Below are 248 nucleotides of genomic sequence, written 5' to 3' on the forward strand. Positions count from 1 at the left end.
GCTCGACGTTGGTGCGCATCGAGGTCAGTGGGGTTCGTAGTTCGTGGGAGGCGTCAGCGATGAGCTGCTTCTGACGCTCCCGGGAGTTCGACAACGAGGACAGCATGTGGTTGAACGACACGGCAAGATCGCCTAGCTCATCATGGGAGTGGACCTGGATGGGTGTCAGGTCTTCGGTGGTGGTGACGTGATGAACAGCTCGCGAGAGGTCGCGCAAAGGGCTAGTCGCAGAGTTGCCTGCCACGTAT

The 248-nt window shown here is 59.7% G+C and carries 1 protein-coding gene; it reads right to left on the reverse strand.

All coding sequences use genetic code 11. The features are described 5' to 3' along the window. A partial coding sequence (locus tag ACPYOG_RS20195) for a HAMP domain-containing protein (protein WP_481295871.1) occupies positions 1-244 on the reverse strand: 244 nt, incomplete at its 3' end. Positions 245-248 lie beyond the last annotated feature (4 nt).

This window comes from Leifsonia sp. HAY1-4F (assembly GCF_056755275.1).